Below are 15,393 nucleotides of genomic sequence, written 5' to 3' on the forward strand. Positions count from 1 at the left end.
GCCTCCTTATCCGGTTCGTCTCCTTCCCGTCCCGGTTCCGTCCTAGTTCCGTCCGGAGCGGCCAAGCCGGACGAAGCGCGGAAGCCGGAGCAAAGTATCCTTCTGCCGGGACCATCTGAACGGCGCCAGGGACGACATATAGGGTACGCCCATCGATTCCAGGCTGCTGAGGTGCAGCGCCAGCAGAATCATGGAGATCATGATGCCGAAGAGGCCGAATACGGCGGCGACCGCCATAAGGGCGAACCTCAGCATTCGAATGGAGATGGCGACGTTAAACGCGGGCAGGGCGAAGTTCGCGATCGCCGTAAGCGACACGACGATGACCATGGCCGCGGAAATAAAGCCCGCTTCTACCGCGGCCTGGCCGATCACGAGCGTTCCCACGATGGACACCGACTGTCCGATCGACTTGGGCAGGCGAATGCCGGCCTCCCGCAGCACTTCGAACGTCACCTCCATAATCAGCGCCTCCACGAAAGCCGGGAACGGGATGCCTTCGCGCTGCCCGATCAGGCTGATCAGCAGAGGCGGCGGGATCATCTCCTGATGATAGGTCGTGATGGCCACGTATACCGAAGGGGTGAGCAAGGAGATCGCGAAGCAAAAATATCTCAACAGCCTGACCATGCTGGAGAAATCGCTGCGCTGGTAATAATCCTCGCTGGATTGGAAAAATTGCACAAACAGAGCGGGCACGACAAGGACAAACGGAGTTCCGTCCACCAGGATGGCGATGCGGCCCTCCAGGAGCGCCGACGCGATGACGTCGGGGCGCTCCGAATTGTACACCGTCGGAAACGGGCTGTAGCGCTTGTCCTGGATGAACTCCTCGATATAGCTGCTCTCCAGCACGCTTTCCAGCTTAATGCGGTCCAGGCGAGCGTACAGCTCCCGGAGCACCGCCGGGTCCGCTTTGCCCTCCATGTACATGACCGCCGTGAAGGTGCGGGTTTTCGTGCCCAGCCGGAGCCTGCGAATGCGAAGGGACGGGTGCTGGATGCGCCGCCGGACAAGGGCGATATTGTCGGCCAGATCCTCGGTGAAGCCTTCGCGCGGTCCCCTTACGACGGACTGGGAGGTGGCTTCCTGCACCTCTCTCTGCTTCAGGCTTTTCGTGGAGACGAGCAGGGCGGATCGGGAGCCGTCTATGTAAACCATCGTCGAGCCGGCCAACAGATCGGCGCAGACCTCTTCCAACGAATCGGCTTCGTTCAACTGGCCTTCCGTGACGACTTCGTTGCGGATCGTCTCGTACGTACGAGTCTTCGCGGGCTTGCGTTCGTCGGGCTTGGCTTCGAGAAGGGCTTCGATCACATGCCGCGGATCGGCCAAGCCCTCGATATAGACGATCAGGCCCGGAAGCCGTTGGAACGAGATGCTCCGGTACACGATATCCGGGCAGTCGCCCAGCACCCGCTGCAGGGACGCCTTGCAATCGTCGAGGGCGGCCGGAATGTCCGGACGCCGCGGTGGATGTTCGCTGTCGTTCATGGGGACGGACCTCCCGGGCGCGGAAACAAGCCGCAAGATTTGCTCTGGAATAATCTCTCCAAAATGGCGGGAATTATGTGGCCGCGGGAGACGGCCGGCGTCCCGCCAAAGCCGTCGCCCGCCATATATTGTGAATAAGCCACATAAAGTTTGCACTATATGATGAATGATTTGCATTATATTTGTACTATATAAAGATTTGTTTGCATTAAAGGGTTGAAGATCTTAAAATACTAAAATATCAAAGCAGAAATTTTGTTGATTTTCTACAAATTAGCGAAAAGCTTCAGGAGGAAATACATGGGCAAGATCAAAATAGGAATCGTCGGTTATGGCAATCTGGGCAAGGGGGTAGAGAAGGCGCTTGCGCAAAATCCGGACATGGAGCTGGTCGCGGTCTTTACCCGCCGCCAGCCGGAGCAGATCGCTTCGGGCGGCGTAAAGTTCGAGCACGTTTCGGCGGCGGAGAAATATAAAGGAGTTATCGACGTCATGATTCTGTGCGGAGGGTCCGCGACGGATCTGCCGGAGCAAACTCCGGTCTTCGCCCGTCAGTTCAACACGGTGGACAGCTTCGACACCCATGCGAAAATTCCGGAATTTTACGAGGAGGTCGACGCGGCCGCGAAGCAGGGCGGCCGTCTGAGCGTCATCTCGACGGGATGGGACCCGGGCCTGTTCTCGCTGAACCGGCTGCTGGGCGAGTCGATTCTGCCTCAAGGCACGGGCTATACGTTCTGGGGCAAGGGCGTCAGCCAAGGGCACTCCGACGCGATTCGCCGCGTGCCGGGCGTCAAAGCCGGCGTACAGTATACGGTGCCCGTACCGGCGGCGATCGAGCGGATTCGCGCCGGCGAGACGCCGGATCTGACGACCCGCGAGAAGCATCTTCGCCAATGCTTCGTCGTAGCGGAAGAGAACGCCGACCAAGAGGCGATCCGGGAGGCCATCGTCACGATGCCGAACTACTTCTCCGATTACGATACGACGGTGACTTTCATTACCGAGGAACAGCTGCGCGCCGAGCACCAGGGCATGCCTCACGGCGGCTTCGTGATCCGCAGCGGCGTGACCGGCGAGGGCACCAAGCAGATTATCGAGTTTGGCCTTAAGCTGGAGAGCAATCCGGAGTTTACCGCGAGCGTTCTGGTCGCTTACGCGAGAGCGGCGGTCCGGTTAAGCCGGGAAAATCAGACCGGAGCGAGAACGGTGCTGGACATTCCGTTCGCGTACCTGTCTCCGAAATCGGGCGAGGAGCTGCGCCGCGAGCTGCTGTAGGCGGGATCATCGCCGGATTTAATCGGATCACAAAAAATCTTTTATTGGAATTACAATGCGCATTTTATTAGAATTTGTAACTAAAGATGCGCATGAGTATAAACTTTAATTCAAAAACTGCAAACGGCGCGCAAGAAGCCGCCGTTTAGCTTAAAGGAGCGTATACTATTGACCACGGTTCTGGATAGGCAGCAAGCTGCGAAAGATTATGTGCATTCGGTTTACGAGACGGTCATTAACCGCAACCAGGGAGAGAAAGAATTCTTCCAAGCGGTCAAAGAAATCCTCGATTCCCTCGTTCCGGTTTTCGAAGTGAATCCGGATTACATCGAGCACCGCATTTTGGAACGCATCACCGAGCCTGAGCGTGTCGTCTACTTCCGGGTGCCTTGGCTGGACGACAAAGGCGTTCCGCAAGTCAACCGCGGCTTCCGGGTACAATTCAACAGCGCTCTCGGGCCATACAAGGGCGGCCTTCGCTTTCACCCGTCCGTTAACGCGAGCATCATCAAGTTCCTCGGCTTCGAGCAAATCTTCAAAAATTCCTTGACCGGCCAGCCGATCGGCGGCGGCAAGGGCGGCTCCGACTTCGATCCGAAGGGCAAATCGGACCAGGAGGTTATGCGCTTCACGCAAAGCTTCATGACCGAATTGTACCGCTACATCGGTCCGGACGTTGACGTTCCCGCCGGCGACATCGGCGTTGGCGCGCGCGAGATCGGCTACATGTTCGGGCAATACAAGCGGATCAGAAGCGGCCACGAAGCGGGCGTGCTGACGGGCAAAGGGCTGGGCTACGGCGGCAGCCTGGCGCGCAAGGAAGCGACGGGTTACGGCTGCGTCTACTTCGTGAACGAGATGCTGCAGGCGAAGGGCCTCAGCTTCGAAGGAAGCACGGTTGTCGTCTCCGGCTCGGGCAACGTTTCGATCTATGCGATCGAGAAAGCGCAGCAGTTCGGCGCGAAAATTGTAGCGTGCAGCGACTCCAACGGCTACATCTACGATCCGAACGGCATCGATCTGGATCTGGTGAAGCAGTTGAAGGAAGTCGAGCGCAAGCGGATCAGCGATTACGTGCTCACGCATCCTCACGCGAAGTATACGCCGGGCTGCGAAGGCATCTGGACGATTCCTTGCGATATCGCTCTGCCCTGCGCAACGCAGAACGAGATCGACGAGCAAGCGGCGAAGCTGCTCGTGGAGAACGGCGTCAAGGCGGTCGGCGAAGGCGCGAACATGCCTTCCACGCTGGACGCGATCGAAGTGTTCCTGAACAACGGCGTTCTGTTCGGACCGGCCAAAGCGGCCAACGCCGGCGGCGTTGCGGTATCCTCGCTGGAGATGTCCCAGAACAGCATGCGCTTGTCCTGGTCGTTCGAGGAAGTCGACAGCAAGCTTCATGACATCATGCGCAATATTTATCATAACAGCGTAGCGGCTGCCGAGAAGTACGGCCATCCGGGCAACCTGGTCGTCGGCGCCAACATCGCCGGCTTCGTACGGGTCGCCGACGCGATGATCGCGCAAGGCCTCGTATAAGACGCGTCCGGCCACACGAACTCATTTCACATTTATCGATAAAGCGGCGGAGGGATTTCCCAGCGCCGCTTTATCTTTTTTTATGATAAAATAAGCAAAGCATTCCAATCCGATGATCGGAAGAGACGTGATTGGCTTGAATCCATCGGAAGTATGGACGTATGTGTTCGCTTACTTGCTCCCGATTCTTTTTTTTGCCTACATGGGGACGGACGTGATCGTCCGAAATCCCGGCAAAGTCGAGCACAGGCTGATCGGACTCACCTCGATCGTCTATATTTTGCTGTTCGCGGAAGAGTACGTCCGGCATCAGCTCCCGCTCTCCGACAGTCCGGCGCTTGTCGCGCTATGGTTCTCGAACGTCGGAATCGCGATGCCCGGTCTGGGTCTTCATTTCTTGACGAAATTTTCCGGCCTGGACAAGCATATGCCCCGCTATCTCTATCCCGCTATTTTCTATCTCCCGCTTGTCGTCATCGTCGTTAACGTGCTCAGCAGGCGCGAGATTATTTCCTCGAGCGAATTTATCTCCATCGGGGCTTGGAAATACCCCGTCTACGATACCCCCTATTATGCCGCGCTAACGGTCAGCATTCTCATAAGCACGCTGTATTTGGTCTTCCTTAATAAAGGAAGCGCAAGAGCGGTCTCGGCGGAGCACCGGGCGATTTACCGTCTGCTCGTCGTCGGCGTGCTGATCTGCACGTGCTGGCACGTGGCGTTCGGTTATTTTCAATTCGAAGGGCTGCCTCCTTACTCCTATCTCTACGGCGGCGTAATCTGGTGCTTCACGCTTCGGCTGGCCATGATCCGATACGAATTTCTGGACTATGCGTCCAAGCGTTACGAGAAATTGTTCAATCTGAATCCGGCGGCGATTCTGCTCGTCGAGCAGTCGGGGAAAATCAAGGAGGCCAACCCGAGCGCCAGGAAGCTGATCGAACGCGTCGACACGAGCCGGCATTCGTTATTCCGGCTTGTCGGCCGGGAATTCAGACAGCTCATTAAACACCAAAGAACGATCAGAGCCTACGAAACGTCGTTCCACAACGGGGAAAGACTCCTTCACGTACTGATCGACGGGGATTACGTGTCCGTGGACAATGCGCCTCACCTCATCCTGATCGTCAGGGATATTACGGAGCAGAAGGAAGGGCAGGAGCAAATCCGCTTCCTGGCTTTCCACGATCCGCTGACCCGCTTGCCTAATCGCAGATACTTCTACGAGAAGCTGGAGGAGGCGATCCGCAGCGCGGAAAAGGACAAGCTGCGTCCGGCGGTCGTGCTGATCGATCTGGATCGTTTCAAGGAGACGAACGACAAGCACGGGCACGAGGCCGGAGACGAGGTGCTGAGGCATGTCGCCCGGATGATCGGCGAGACGGCGGAGCCGATCGGCATGGCGGCCAGGCTCGGAGGAGACGAGTTCGTCCTGTTCATTCGCCATGCGCCTTCTCCTGCCTTCGTCGAAGAGACGATCGCCCGTCTGGAGGAGAGAATACGCGAAGAGAAGCTGATCTACCGTGAGCACCATCTCCCGATATACATGAGTATAGGCGCCGGCTTCTATCCCGATGACGGGCGCGATGCTGACGCGCTGCTGATGAGCGCCGACAAGGCGATGTATCGGGTCAAGAGAGCGAGGAAGACGGAGTCCGCGGGACGCTAACGATCAGAAATCGAAAGCAAGCGCTACTGAAGCTTGGGGGCGATCGGGGCCGCATGCCCGCTGTCGCGAACTTCCTGGAAGAGCGGGTCCTGCGGCGGCGAGGGCGGAAGATGCTTGGCGAGCAGCGCCTCCAGATCGCGCACGGTGACCGGACGCGCCTGCGGCTTTAATTCCACGGCAAGCTGACCGTTGGCTTCGATCGTCGCCGTCTGGACGTCCCGCACGTCTTGTACGCCCTGCTGCCGCAATTGCATCTCCAGCTTATCGACGGTCAGCCGCATTTTGCGCAGCTCCGACTGCACGTATCGGCCGTTGTCGATGATGATTTTGGCGTGTCCGTTGAGCAGCCGTTCGATCCATTGGAACTTCATCTCCAAGTATTCGATCAGCAGCAAAGTAAGAATAAACACGCTCGCCGATCCGATGGCGATCGACAGATGATGATTGGCGATCGGCTGCACGATCGTCGTGCCGATCGAAATCATGATGACGGTCGTAGCCACGCTCATTTGCGAGATCGACTTGCGGCCCGCGATGCGCAGCAGCACCATGCCGACCAAGACGAGCAGCGCCGAATGCCAGGTCCATTGCCAGTCCATGCGTTTCCCTCCCATATTCCGCGTTTTCGTCTCCTTAGCATGGGAAGCGCGAAGTCCGCTTATGCGCGAATATCCGCCTGGTCGAAGGAGACCACGACATCGACTGCAAAATCGACGGCTTCGGAGCGATGAAGCTGAAGTCGGAATTCGTGAAGAAAGCATAGTCGATAGCGCCAGAAGGGCCATTCCCCGTCGCCGTTAATCCGACGTTAGGGAATGGCCCTTGCCCGTTACCGGGTTTCGCTTATTTCTTCAAGTTGTCCCACGTGCTCTGGAACGCTTCGAGCATTTTTTCCTTGGTCAACTGGCCGCCTACGTAGCCCTGCATGTCGTCGCCGAACTTTTTGCTGGACGCTTCGCCTTGCGGGAACTTGAACCAGTTCCTGGAAAGCACTTTGCCTTCTTGGTTGTACTTCATAATATCGCTGGCCAGCGCGCCGAGATCCTCTTCCGTCGCGGAGATCGTCGTAAGCGCCGGGATGAACTTGAACTCTTTGGTAATGTAGTTCTTGCCCGTCTCCGAGGTGACCATCCAGTTCAGGAACGCTTTCGCTTCTTCCTTCACCGCGGAGTTTTTGTTGACGACCCAGTTGTTCGGAACGCCGACGAACAGCTTGTCGTTCGCCGCGGCGTCTTCCGTGATCGGCATCGGCAGGAAGCCGATGTTGATGTCCGGATTCGTCTTCGAAATTTGCACCTGCGTCCAGTTGCCCTGCTGCGTCATGGCCGCTTTGCCGGTTGCGAATTCGGTTACCTGCGTGTTGTAGTCGGTCTGCAGCGGGTTTTTGCCGCCGTATTTCACCGTCAGGTCGAACAGCTTCGTCCAGTTCTCGAACACTTCGTTGCCCGGGATTTTCTGGCTGCCGTCGTTCAGGCCGGCGATAAAGGCGTTCGGATCGGGCTGATAAGCGAACGGCAGGTTGACGAAGTGGTTGCCGAGCACCCACCATTCCCCGTAGCCGTTAATAAACGGCGTAATGCCTTTGTCCTGCAGCTGCTTGGCCGCGTCCTCGAGCTGGGACAGCGTCTTCGGCAGTTCCGTGATGCCGGCTTGCTCGAACAGGTCCTTGTTGTAGATGAAGCCGTAGCCTTCCACGCCGATCGGCATGCCGTACAGCTTGCCGTCGTGGGTCATCGGCTCGTCGGTGCCCTTCACCAGATCCTTCACCCAAGGCTGATCGGACAGGTCCTCGAGGTTTTCCAGCCACAGGTCCAGATCGGAGAAGCCGCCGTTGTTGAAAATGTCGGGCTTGTCGCCGGAGTTGAACTTCGCTTTCAGCGCGGCGCCGTAGTCGGCTCCGCCTCCGACGGTCTCGATCTGCACCTTCACGCCGGTTTCCTTTTCGTATTCGTTAACGAGGTTCTGCAGCTGCTCGGCGATTTCCACCTTGAACTGGAACATTTTGATCGTGACGTTCTTCTTGGGCGATTCGCCGGCCGGAGAGGATGCCCCCGGAGAGTTCGCGGCATTGTTGCCGTTGTTGGAGCTGCCGCATCCGGACAGAACGGCCGTAAGAGCGAGAGCGGCGGACATAAGCACCATGGAGCTTTTTTTCATTTCTTGTGATCCTCCCTTATAATGTATCCTCTGTAACTATTTTAATTTTATTGTACTAACATGAAGTGAAACACCGAGAAAATTGAACGATTAGGGGGAACTTATTGTCATAGGAGCGGCGACGAAAAATTAACGGTCCTTTATTTCGGCGCAGTCTCCAGAGTTACCCTTTCACCGACCCGGCGGTGATTCCCTCGATAATGTGCTTCTGCATGCCCAGGAAGAAGGCGATGATCGGCAGCACGCCAAGCGTCAACGCGGCCAAGGCCAGGTCCCACTGCTTCGTATATTGGCCGAAGAACGAGTAGGTGGCAAGCGGAATCGTCCGCGTCTCCGGTCCGCTGATAATGAGCAGGGGGAGCAGGAAGTCGTTCCAGATCCACAGGCTGTTCAGCAGGATGATGGTGACGGTGATCGGCTTGAGCAGCGGGAAAATAATGCGCCAGAACAGGCCGAACACGGAGCAGCCGTCGACGATGGCGGCCTCTTCGATCTCCACGGGAATCGACTTGACGAAGCCGTGGTAGAGGAACAGGTTGAGCGATACGCCAAAGCCGAAGTAACAGATGACGACGCCCCAGATCTCGTTCAGGAAGCCGATCGAGCCGGCCAGCTTCACGAGGGGAATCATGATCGATTCGAACGGGATGATCATCGCCGAGACGAACAGCAGGAACAAAATCTGATTGACCCGATTGTTGTGGCGTACCATTCGATATGCGGCCATCGCGCTGATGACGACCAGGCCGACGTTGCTGGCCACGGTGATGATCAGCGAGTTCAGGAACACCTTCGGGAAGTTCATGATTTTCCACACTTGCTCGTAGTTGTGGAAGTTGAGGCTCTTCGGCAGGCTTGTGGTGTCCACGAGAATGTCGGCAAACGGCTTAAACGAGTTCGTCAGCACGAAGTAAAACGGGACCAGAAACACGATCGCCAGCAAGATGCCCAGCACTTCGAGCGAGAACAGCCGGGAGCTGTAGCGTTTCGTCTCTTCCATCAGGATTCCACCTCCCGTTTCTTCGTCACGGTAACCTGGATGATCGTGATCAAGGCGACGATAAGGAAGAAGATAACCGCCTTGGCGCTGCCGAGGCCAAGTGCGTTGTTGCGGAACGCTTCCTGATAGATGTTCAGCGACACGGATTCCGTGGAGTTGAACGGTCCGCCCTTCGTCAGCGACATAATCAGGTCGAACACCTTAAAGCCCCACGACAGCGTCAGGAACAGGCAGACGGTAATGGACGGCATAATGAGCGGCAGGGTGATCTTGTAGAGCATCTGCAGCCGGGTCGCGCCGTCGATTCTGGCCGCCTCGATCAAATCCTTGGGAACGTTGGTCAGTCCGGCGATGTAGATGACCATCACATAGCCGGCGCCTTTCCACACTGTAACGATGATGAGCCCCCAGAACGCGGTCGGCGCGTCTCCGAGCCAAGGAAGATTAAAGAACGCCAGGCCGGTCAGCTCGCCGACGGAGGCGAACCCTTTTACGAAAATAAAGCTCCAGATAAACCCGAGCAGCAGCCCCCCGATAACGTTCGGCATAAAGAAGATCGTCCGCAAAATGTTGCGCAGCTTCAGCGCTTGCGTGAGCAGCAGCGCCAGCAGGAAGCCGACGACGTTGGTCAGCACGACGCTGACGATGGCGTACCGGAACGTGAACAGGAACGACTTGTAGTAATCGGGGTCGTTGAACATAATTTTTTTGTAATTTTCGATCCCGATCCATGTTACTGTTGTACTAACCCCGTTCCATTCGGTGAAGGAATAATAGAGACTCATGATAAACGGGATGACGAGGATCAGTGTAAAGAATAGGACGGCCGGTCCGATGAACAGCAGTTGGTGCATCCATCTTCGACGGGCGTTTTCCATGGCGGTTTCCCCCCTGAACGCATAGTTCTTCGCAATAATATCCCAAGTATAGGGCTTTGAATCCGGGGCTCCCACTGACTCTGATGATCAAAGAGGTGGAAATTATTGATCTTTACCAGTATCCGAACGAAGATGATGCTGTTCCTGCTGGCCGCGACGCTGATTCCGATTCTGGCCTCGATTCTGATTACGTACAGCCTGACGACGTCCAAGGTGACGAGAGAGACGCTGAGGAGCAACGCCGACTTGCTGTTCCAGGGCAAGACCAATCTGCTCAATTACATGAACGCGGCGCAGGAGTCGATGTTTATTTTCTATAACGACAGCAGGCTGTTCACGATTTTGGAGGACGGGATCAAGGACTACAAGGACGACCAGGAAATCTATCGCGGCCTGATGCTGCTCAGCTACACGGCCAAGGATTTCGAGCAGGCGCATCTGTATCTTCGCGAGAGCGACCTGCACTACGTCATTATCAGCAACCGGTCGAAACGGAGCTTTAAGGGGGAAGGGGACCGCTACATCCCTTCCGGCCTGGCCCGCGGCAACGCCTACGTCCAGCCGCCTCATCCGGTGGACAAGTTTGGACGGGCGGACATTCCGACGACCAACGCCGACCAAGTGCTCACCATTCACGGCTCGTTGTACTACTTGGCGGCGAAGAAGGAGCTCGGCACGCTGTCGATCGACATTCGGCTGGACGGCATTCGCGCCATTGCCGAGCAGCTGTACACCGCCGGGCGGGAGGAGCTGTACATTATAGACGAGAACGGACGGACGATCTACAGCTCGCTGGACCGCCGCGGAGGCGAGCCGCTTCGGGCCGACTGGGTCGATCGGGTGGCGGGAGCGTCCGAGTCCAGCGGCAACTTCTCTCTGAATCAGGATGGCTTCTCGGGGGAAATTGTATACGATAAAATGGCAACGCCTTTCCTGAACTGGACGTTGGCGAAGCGGATTCCGAACGAAACGCTGCACCGGACCGCCCGCGAGGTCGCGCTGATCAACAGCGGGATCGCCGCGCTGTTCCTGGTGCTGACGATGCTGGCGACCGTGCTGATCACGTTCCGGCTGACCGCGCCGATCAAGAAGCTGATTCGCAACATGAACCAGATTCAGAGCGGCAACCTGCAGGTGACGATCGACGTGAACCGCAAGGACGAATTCGGCATTCTGGCCCGCAGGTTCCAGCTGGCGATGGACACGATTAATCAGATGATTATTCGCGAATACGAGCTTGAGCTGGCTCGCAAGACGAACGAGCTGAACGTGCTGCAGGTGCAGACGAATCCGCATTTTATCAACAATGCGCTGCAGTCGATCGGGACGCTGTCGCTGCAGAAGCGGCAGCCGGAAATTTACAATCTGATCTTCTCCCTGGGCAAAATGATGCGTTACAGCATGAACACGGGCGAGCCGATCGTTTCGTTGGAGCGGGAGCTGGACTATGTCAAAGCGTATGTGTCGCTTCAGCGTCAACGCTTCGGCGAGCAGATCCGGTATACGGTCAACGTGGAGGAACCGCTGCTGAGCCGCCCGATTCCGAAGATGATCGTCCAGCCGTTCGTCGAAAATTATTTCAAGCACGGATTCGATGCCGGCGCGCGCGATTCGGAAATTTCGATCTTCGGAACGACGACCCCCGACGGCCGATGGATGAGGCTGGAGGTCAGAGACAACGGCAAAGGCATGGACGCCGCCGGGCTGAAGGCGCTGCAGGAGAGGCTCTTTCACCCGAAGGGCGCATGGGGGGCGGGCGATTCGGGCATCGGCCTGCCGAATATCCTGTCGCGCTTGAGGCTGTATTATCACGAGTCGGCCAGGCTGGAGGTCAGCTCCGCCAAGCCGGGCGGCTTCAGCGTCGTGCTGCGGATTCCGATCGAGGGAGAGGAGGGAAACAATGAGAGCGCTGATCGTTGACGACGAACGTCATGTCCGGGAAGCCATTCGGCTGCTGGTCGATTGGAACGCCCATGGCGTGGAAGAGGTGCTGGAGGCGCAGGACGTGGCTTCCGCGATCGAGCGGATCGGGCAGGAGCAGCCGCAAGTCGTGTTCACGGACATGATTATGCCGGAGAAGCCGGGCACCGATCTGCTTGCCTGGATTCGGGAGCATGCGCCGTTAACCAAGGTGATCGTGATCAGCGGCCATGACGACTTCGACTTTGTGCGCAAGACGGTACTGTACGGGGGGATGGACTATATTCTCAAGCCGATCGATCCCGAGCAGCTGAACCAGGCGGTCGCCAAGGCGGTCGAGAGCCGCAAGCAGGAGGACGAAGGCACGAAGCAGGAGCAGCGCAAGGCGATCGAGATCAATCAGCTGCGTCCGGTGTACTGGGACAAAATATTGACGAATCTCGTGGAGGACCCGTCTTATTATTCGGCGATCGCCGATACGCTGCGCACCGAATTCGGGCTGTCGGAGGACGAGCGGCTCTGCCGCGCGGCGGTGCTGGCGACGGATACGATCGATCCGGCGATCCGCAGCAAGTTCGCCGGGAGCGAGGACCTGCTCTATTTCTCGCTGCTGAACATCTGCAACGAGATTGTCCGCAAGCACCGGCACGGCGTCGCTTTCCGGCACGAGCACGGGGCGATCGTTATTCTGCTGTGGAAGCAGACCGGCAGCGCCCCCGCGCTGCTGGACACGGTGAACGACGGCATCCGGCGGACGTTCGGCAGTACGCTGGAATTCTGTCTCGGCGGCGAGCGGCCGCTGCCCGGCGGCATTCGCCAATCGTATCACGAAGCCAACATCGTGCTGCGGCAGCGCAATATGCGCGCGGCCAGACCGCCCATCCGCTGCTTTGATCCGGAAGAAAATCCGCGCCTGTCGGCGATCCACCTGTCCGAATTCGAGGATCGGATGAGAACGGCTTTGCGCAGCGGGCAGGAGCAGCCGATTAAGGACATCGTGCGCTTGTGGATGAACCAGGTCGAGCGGATGAGCTACATCAACACGGAGCAGCTGGAGCTGTGGAATCATGAATACAGCGTTATCCGCGCCCGCTGGCTGAAGGAGCTGTTCGGGGACCTCCCCGCGGTGCCGAGCGCGTCCGCGGAATCCGCGTTCGCCTCCGTCCCTGTGGACCTGCATGGGTGTCTGGAGCTGCCCAAGCTGGCGGAAAGACTCGAGCGGGATTTGCTGCGGCTGTCCCGCCAATGGATGGAGCATCAGCGGCAGGACGAGCACGTCATCTTCGAAATCGTCAAATATATCGATTCCCATTACGCCGAGGAGGTGACGCTTCAGGACCTGGCCGAGCGCTTCTTCCTCAGCCGGGAGTACATCTCGCGCAAGTTCAAGCAGCAGTTCCGCGAGAACCTGTCGGACTACATCGAACGCGTGCGCATGGAGCAGGCCAAGCTGCTGCTCATGAATCCGCAATACCGCATCGCGCAAGTCGCCGAGCTGGTCGGGTACAAGGACGAGAAATATTTCAGCAAAGTGTTCAAAAAGCTGGAGGGGCTGTCCCCGAACGAGTACCGTAAGCGGGAGAGGTGAGCCGCAGGGTTGGTCTGGCGAGCGGGCCAGTCCGGCATGCAGGCGGAGGTGCTAGCGCGGTTAACGGTCCGCGGGGCCGTTAATGTGTGCGAAAACGAAGGTGCGGCGGGATTAGCGGTCTGCGGGGCCGTTAATGTGTGCGAAAACGAAGGTGCGGCGGGATTAACGGTCCGCGGGGCCGTTAATGTGTGCGAAATGGATGATTCGGGGTAGCGTCAAGAGGTTTGTGTAAAAAAGAATTTAGGTATTGGTGTAGGGTATATCCATTGGAACAATGGATAGGATTGGCTTTCAAGGTTCAGGGGGGATCCCCCCTGAAAAGTTTTCCCATTCATATCCAATTGTCGCGTGTTTGAATGGCACTGCGTCTTCCGTCTGGCAGCTCTTTAGTCCTGTGGATATTTTTCTTCAAACAGCTCCTTGAGCGCGCGCTGGACATCGGGATCTGCAAAGCCGCGCAGCGCACGGTCATTCCAGCGTTCGTTGTACGCGATCGCTTCCAGATACACGATCTTTTCCGCCGCGTCCATGTTCGTCAAACTGTTCATCGGTTTCAAACGCTTGCGAATTTCCTTATTGGTTCGCTCAATCGGATTGGACGTGTAGATGGCGTAATGGATCATCTTCGGATAATCTAGAAACCGCAGCAGGACAGGTAATTCTTCTTCCCACGAGGCGATCTCCTTCGGGTAGATTTTCCCCCACGTGGTCTGTACCGTTTTGAAGTTAGCCAATGCCGCTTCGCGACTTTCTACGTGATAGACCGTCTTCATGCTGGCCACAAATGCCCGTTTATCCTTGTCGCGAATGCGGGGCATCGTGTTGCGCATTTTATGCGTGACGCAGCGCTGGACGCCGGCTTGCGGATACGTTTCTTTAAAGGCTTCCTCTAGTCCCGTCAGGCCGTCGAAGACGCCCAACAGCACTTCTTTCGTCCCGCGATTGTAGATGTCCCGCAGCACGTCCCGCCAGCCGTTGGCGCTCTCCTTGCCGCCTACGCTGAAGCTGAGGATTTCGCGATGGCCGGCCTCGTCTACACCCATGGCAAGGTAGATGACTTCGCTTGCAACCGTGTCTCGCTTGAGCTTGACGTAAAGGCCGTCCAGATACAGAACCGAATAGCGTTTCGGCAACGGGCGGCTTTGCCACGCGGCCACATCTTCCAGCACGGTGCCGGTGATGTTGCTGACGGTCGTTGGCGAGTACTTGGCACCGAACATTTTTTCGATGAACGCGCCGATGTCCCTTGTGCTCATGCCACCCTTGTACATGTGGATGACGGTGTCTTCCAACCAGGCTTCCCGTCGCTGATACGGCGCGAACAGTTCCGTTTGAAACTGACTTTGCCGGTCTCTTGGCACTTGCAAATCGGGGATCACGCCGTGACGAGTTTCCCAGCTTCTCGCATAGTACCCGTTACGACTGTTGGACTCATCCGCTTGTTCCACCTGCAGATAGTTTTTGATCTCCTCCTTCAGCAACGTTTCGATTTTTTCTTTCAGAAAGCTTTGCATGGTATTTTCAAGTAGCTCCGCGAACGGGTTTTGTTGTATAGTTGTCATTGAGTAGGGTTCCTCCTTGGTGACTTCGACAATCCCAAGATTACCCTACTTTTTTGTTGTCCGATAGACTAGACCCGTTCTTACACAACTTATTTTACGCCATCTGATTCGGTGGGATTAGTGGTCTGCGAGACCGCTAATGTGTGCGAAATGGATGATGCGGCGGGATTAGTGGTCTGCGAGGTCGTTAATGTGTGCGAAATGTAAGGTGCGGCGGGATTAGCGGTCTGCGGGGCCGCTAATGTGTGTGAAATGGATGATGCGGCGGATTAAGGGTCTGTGAGACCGCTAATGTGTACGAAATGGAA

The 15,393-nt window shown here is 57.0% G+C and carries 11 protein-coding genes and 1 pseudogene; 6 read left to right on the forward strand and 6 right to left on the reverse strand.

Going from position 1 to position 15,393, the window contains the following annotated elements; translation table 11 throughout:
* Positions 1-42: 42 nt before the first annotated feature.
* A complete protein-coding gene (locus ACFFT4_RS17200; protein WP_378049685.1) occupies positions 43-1,494 on the reverse strand; it encodes a spore germination protein in 1,452 nt (483 codons plus the stop codon).
* Between the two features lie 300 nt (positions 1,495-1,794).
* Here ACFFT4_RS17200 and ACFFT4_RS17205 point away from each other — a divergent pair, with 300 nt between their 5' ends.
* The 3 genes from ACFFT4_RS17205 to ACFFT4_RS17215 all read left to right on the forward strand — a co-directional run bounded on the left by ACFFT4_RS17205 (position 1,795) and on the right by ACFFT4_RS17215 (position 5,980).
* Entirely contained in the window at positions 1,795-2,772 is a 978-nt protein-coding gene (locus ACFFT4_RS17205; protein ID WP_378049687.1) for a diaminopimelate dehydrogenase, read from the forward strand.
* 168 nt (positions 2,773-2,940) lie between these two features.
* A complete protein-coding gene (gdhA, locus tag ACFFT4_RS17210; protein ID WP_378049688.1) occupies positions 2,941-4,311 on the forward strand; it encodes an NADP-specific glutamate dehydrogenase in 1,371 nt (456 codons plus the stop codon).
* 136 nt (positions 4,312-4,447) lie between these two features.
* Positions 4,448-5,980 (forward strand): diguanylate cyclase domain-containing protein, encoded by a 1,533-nt coding sequence (locus ACFFT4_RS17215; protein ID WP_378049690.1) that lies wholly within the window; start codon positions 4,448-4,450, stop codon positions 5,978-5,980.
* A gap of 23 nt (positions 5,981-6,003) precedes the next feature.
* Here ACFFT4_RS17215 and ACFFT4_RS17220 read toward each other — a convergent pair whose 3' ends face one another.
* Entirely contained in the window at positions 6,004-6,579 is a 576-nt protein-coding gene (locus ACFFT4_RS17220; RefSeq protein ID WP_378049691.1) for a DUF421 domain-containing protein, read from the reverse strand.
* A 68-nt stretch (positions 6,580-6,647) separates the two neighbouring features.
* Between ACFFT4_RS17220 and ACFFT4_RS17225 the strand changes: the two are divergent.
* Positions 6,648-6,743, forward strand: a pseudogene (locus ACFFT4_RS17225) (PhnA domain-containing protein); the annotation flags it as partial.
* An 80-nt stretch (positions 6,744-6,823) separates the two neighbouring features.
* Here ACFFT4_RS17225 and ACFFT4_RS17230 read toward each other — a convergent pair.
* The 3 genes from ACFFT4_RS17230 to ACFFT4_RS17240 form a co-directional block, all read right to left on the reverse strand.
* Entirely contained in the window at positions 6,824-8,137 is a 1,314-nt protein-coding gene (locus ACFFT4_RS17230; protein WP_378049693.1) for an ABC transporter substrate-binding protein, read from the reverse strand.
* A 163-nt stretch (positions 8,138-8,300) separates the two neighbouring features.
* On the reverse strand, positions 8,301-9,137 hold the full coding sequence (locus ACFFT4_RS17235; RefSeq protein WP_378049695.1) for a carbohydrate ABC transporter permease: 837 nt from the start codon (positions 9,135-9,137) through the stop codon (positions 8,301-8,303).
* A complete protein-coding gene (locus tag ACFFT4_RS17240) occupies positions 9,137-10,015 on the reverse strand; it encodes a carbohydrate ABC transporter permease (protein ID WP_378049696.1) in 879 nt (292 codons plus the stop codon). Before ACFFT4_RS17240 ends, ACFFT4_RS17235 begins: the two co-directional genes overlap by 1 nt.
* A 105-nt stretch (positions 10,016-10,120) precedes the next feature.
* Here ACFFT4_RS17240 and ACFFT4_RS17245 point away from each other — a divergent pair, with 105 nt between their 5' ends.
* Entirely contained in the window at positions 10,121-11,935 is a 1,815-nt protein-coding gene (locus ACFFT4_RS17245; protein ID WP_378049698.1) for a cache domain-containing sensor histidine kinase, read from the forward strand.
* Positions 11,916-13,523, forward strand: a complete 1,608-nt coding sequence (locus ACFFT4_RS17250) for a response regulator (protein WP_378049700.1) — start codon at positions 11,916-11,918, stop codon at positions 13,521-13,523. The genes ACFFT4_RS17245 and ACFFT4_RS17250 overlap by 20 nt, the downstream gene beginning before the upstream one ends.
* A 386-nt stretch (positions 13,524-13,909) precedes the next feature.
* Here the strand turns inward: ACFFT4_RS17250 and ACFFT4_RS17255 are convergent, their stop codons facing one another.
* Positions 13,910-15,085 carry an IS256 family transposase gene (locus tag ACFFT4_RS17255; RefSeq protein WP_378049702.1) on the reverse strand — a complete coding sequence of 392 codons (1,176 nt, stop codon included), beginning with the start codon at positions 15,083-15,085 and terminating at the stop codon, positions 13,910-13,912.
* Positions 15,086-15,393 lie beyond the last annotated feature (308 nt).

This window comes from Cohnella cellulosilytica, from assembly GCF_042431195.1.
Taxonomy (GTDB): Bacteria; Bacillota; Bacilli; order Paenibacillales; family Paenibacillaceae; genus Cohnella; species Cohnella cellulosilytica.